A 2,790-nucleotide genomic window follows, 5' to 3' on the forward strand; every position below is an offset into this window, starting at 1 on the left:
TCGGCGGCCCCTGGTGCGGCAATGAAGGCCCGCGCCTGCTGCGCGCTGAACACGCCGCCCTGCAGCGCCAGGCTGCGCACCGAATCGGCCGACAGCTGTTCGCGGTAGCCATCGTCGGTCGCGCAAAGGTAGCGCTTGGCGTTGACGTGGCCGGCGATGGCGCGCAGCACGCGCGGGCCGAACAGCGGCTTCAGGTGTGGCAGCACGGCGGTCTGGTGCTGGTCGTCCACTCCGTGCAGCGTGGGCGTGTCGCCATGCGCTGCGGCCGTCAGCAAATGGCCAAGGTCGTGCAGCAGCGCGGCCGTCACCAGTTCGTCGTCGGCGCCGGCCTGCTCGGCCAGCCGGGCGGTCTGCAGCGCGTGCTCGGTCTGCGTGACCGGCTCGCCGCTGTACATCGTGCCGCCATGCGCTGCGAACAGTGTTTCGATGTCAGCCAAGGTGAGCGACATTCGCAGCCCCTTGCGCTTGCTGCGCCTTCACGTGGTTCTGCAGCGTGCGCTCGCGGCTGTTCATCGTGTGCTGGAACATGGCATCGCCCGCGGCCTCGGCGTCGCCAGCGGCAATCGCCTTGACGATCTGCCGGTGCTCGCGGGCGTAGATCGCCATCGACTCCGCCGTCAGGTTTTGCCGGCGGTGCAGCGAAAGTTCGTTGATCAGCTTGCGGTAGGTGGCCGTCAGCTTGGCATTGCCGGCCAGCTCCAGCAGGCGGTCGTGCAGCTGCAGGTTGAGCTGGTGGAAGTCGTTGGCGTCGCTTGCCTTGGCGGCGCTGTCCATCGCGTCGACCAGCTTGCGCAGCTCGCGCACCTCGGGAGCCTTCAGCGTGGTGGCCAGCTTGCGGCCCACGTACTGGTCCATCATCGCGCGCACCTCGAAGATCTCCAGCACCTCGGCGATGGGCAGCTCGCGCACGAACACGCCGCGGTTCTTCTCGGTGCGCACCAGGCCGGCCTGCTCCAGCATGCGAAAGGCCTCGCGCAGCGGCCCGCGCGAAACGCCCAGTTGAGCGGCCAGCGCGGCCTCCGGCAGCTTGGCTCCGGCGCCCAGCTCGCCGCTCAGGATCATGCGTTCGATCTCGGTCTGCACCAAGCTTGGCAGCGAGGTGCCCTGAAGCTGTGCAATGGTCGGTGTGCTCATGCCGGAATCTTAGGGGAACTCGCGCCAGTTTGGAGATTGTCAACAATCTTTCATCTTCAATCCGCAGAATGCGAGGCTGGTCTTGATCTTGCGAGCACCGTCGCAAGGACCGTTCATTCATCTGCAGGAGTTTGCATGCGCTTTCTGAAATCGATGTTGGCTGCCGTGATCGGCCTTGTGGCCGCCACCGGTGCCCTGGCCGAGAAGACTTCGTTGACCGTCTACACCGCGCTGGAGACCGACCAGCTGAAGGCTTACCAGGCGGCGTTCAACCAGGTCAACCCGGACATCGAGATCAAGTGGGTGCGCGACTCCACCGGCGTCATCACCGCCAAGCTGCTGGCCGAAAAGGCCAATCCGCAGGCCGACGCGGTCTGGGGCGTGGCGGCATCCAGCATGGCGCTGATGGCGCGCGAAGGCATGCTGGAAGCCTACGCGCCGCTGAACCTCGACGCGATCATGCCGCAGTACCGTGACAAGAAGTCGCCGCCGGCCTGGTGGGGCATGGACGTGTTCGGTGCCACCGTCTGCTTCAACACCGTCGAGGCCAAGAAGAAGAACATTCCCATCCCCACCAGCTGGAAGGACCTGACCAAGCCCGAGTACAAGGGCCAGATCGTGATGCCCAACCCGGCCTCATCGGGCACCGGCTATTTCGACGTGGTCGCCTGGCTGCAGCTGTGGGGCGACGATGCAGGCAAGGGCGGCGGCTGGAAGTACATGGACGCGCTGCACGAGAACATCGCGCAATACACCCACTCCGGCTCCAAGCCTTGCAACATGGCGGCGGCCGGCGAGTTTGTGGCCGGCATCTCATTCGAGTACCGCGGCCAGTCCAACAAGGCCAAGGGTGCGCCCATCGAGCTGGTGTTCCCCAAGGAAGGCCTGGGCTGGGACCTGGAATCGTTTGGCATCCACAAGGGCACCAAGAACCTGGCGGCAGCGAAGAAGCTGGCCGACTGGGCTTCGAGCAAGGACGCGATGCTGCTCTACGGCAAGAACTTCGCGCTGACGGCCCAGCCCGGCGTCGCGCCCAAGCTGCCCAACATCCCGGCCGATTACGAGTCCCGCCTGATCAAGATGGACTTCGAATTCGCCGCGGCGAACCGCGAGCGCATCCTGGCCGAGTGGACCAAGCGCTACGACGTCAAGAGCGAAAAGAAGAAGTAAGCCCAGGCTGGCCCGCGATGCTGCAAGCCCAAACCCAAGCCCCGGCAGGCGACGTGTCGGCAAGCCGCGAACCTTGCCTGTCGCTGCAAGGCGTGGCCAAGCAGTTCGGCGCTTTCACCGCGCTGGAAGACATTGACCTGGCCATCGCGCCAGGCGAGTTCGTCTGCTTCCTCGGGCCTTCGGGCTGCGGCAAGACGACCTTGCTGCGCATCATTGCCGGGCTGGAAACCCAGAGCGCCGGCACGCTGGTGCAAGCCGGGCGGGACATCTCCCGCCTGCCGCCGGCCGCGCGCGACTACGGCATCGTCTTCCAGTCCTACGCGCTGTTCCCCAACCTCAGCATTGCCGACAACGTCGGCTACGGCCTGGTCAACCGGCGCCTGCCTCGGGCACAAGTGGCCGCGCGGGTCGAGGAACTGCTGGCGCTGGTCGGCCTGCCGGGCAGCGGCGCCAAATACCCGGCGCAGATGTCCGGCGGGCAGCAGC

General features: G+C 66.1%; 4 protein-coding genes. 2 read left to right on the plus strand and 2 right to left on the minus strand.

Annotated features, from left to right (window positions below; translation table 11 throughout):
• Together FKP22_RS26365 and FKP22_RS26370 are read right to left on the minus strand one after the other, a co-directional pair.
• The coding region (locus FKP22_RS26365) for an HD domain-containing protein (protein WP_141290864.1) at window positions 1-449 on the minus strand (449 nt) is incomplete at its 3' end.
• On the minus strand, window positions 430-1,134 hold the full coding sequence (locus tag FKP22_RS26370; RefSeq protein ID WP_141290865.1) for a phosphonate utilization associated transcriptional regulator: 705 nt from the start codon (window positions 1,132-1,134) through the stop codon (window positions 430-432). The genes FKP22_RS26365 and FKP22_RS26370, both read right to left, overlap by 20 nt.
• 135 nt (window positions 1,135-1,269) lie before the next feature.
• Between FKP22_RS26370 and FKP22_RS26375 the strand changes: the two genes are divergently transcribed.
• Window positions 1,270-2,304, plus strand: coding sequence for a putative 2-aminoethylphosphonate ABC transporter substrate-binding protein (locus FKP22_RS26375; RefSeq protein WP_141290867.1), 1,035 nt, complete (start codon window positions 1,270-1,272; stop codon window positions 2,302-2,304).
• 17 nt (window positions 2,305-2,321) lie between these two features.
• The coding region (locus FKP22_RS26380; protein ID WP_141290869.1) for an ATP-binding cassette domain-containing protein at window positions 2,322-2,790 on the plus strand (469 nt) is incomplete at its 3' end.

This window comes from Ideonella azotifigens (assembly GCF_006519715.1).
Taxonomy (GTDB): Bacteria; Pseudomonadota; Gammaproteobacteria; order Burkholderiales; family Burkholderiaceae_C; genus Ideonella; species Ideonella azotifigens.

Bases quoted from the DNA above. Each gene is read 5' to 3' on its own strand.
- FKP22_RS26370 (WP_141290865.1), bottom strand. From the start codon at position 1,134: ATGAGCACACCGACCATTGCACAGCTTCAGGGCACCTCGCTGCCAAGC.
- FKP22_RS26375 (WP_141290867.1), top strand. From the start codon at position 1,270: ATGCGCTTTCTGAAATCGATGTTGGCTGCCGTGATCGGCCTTGTGGCC.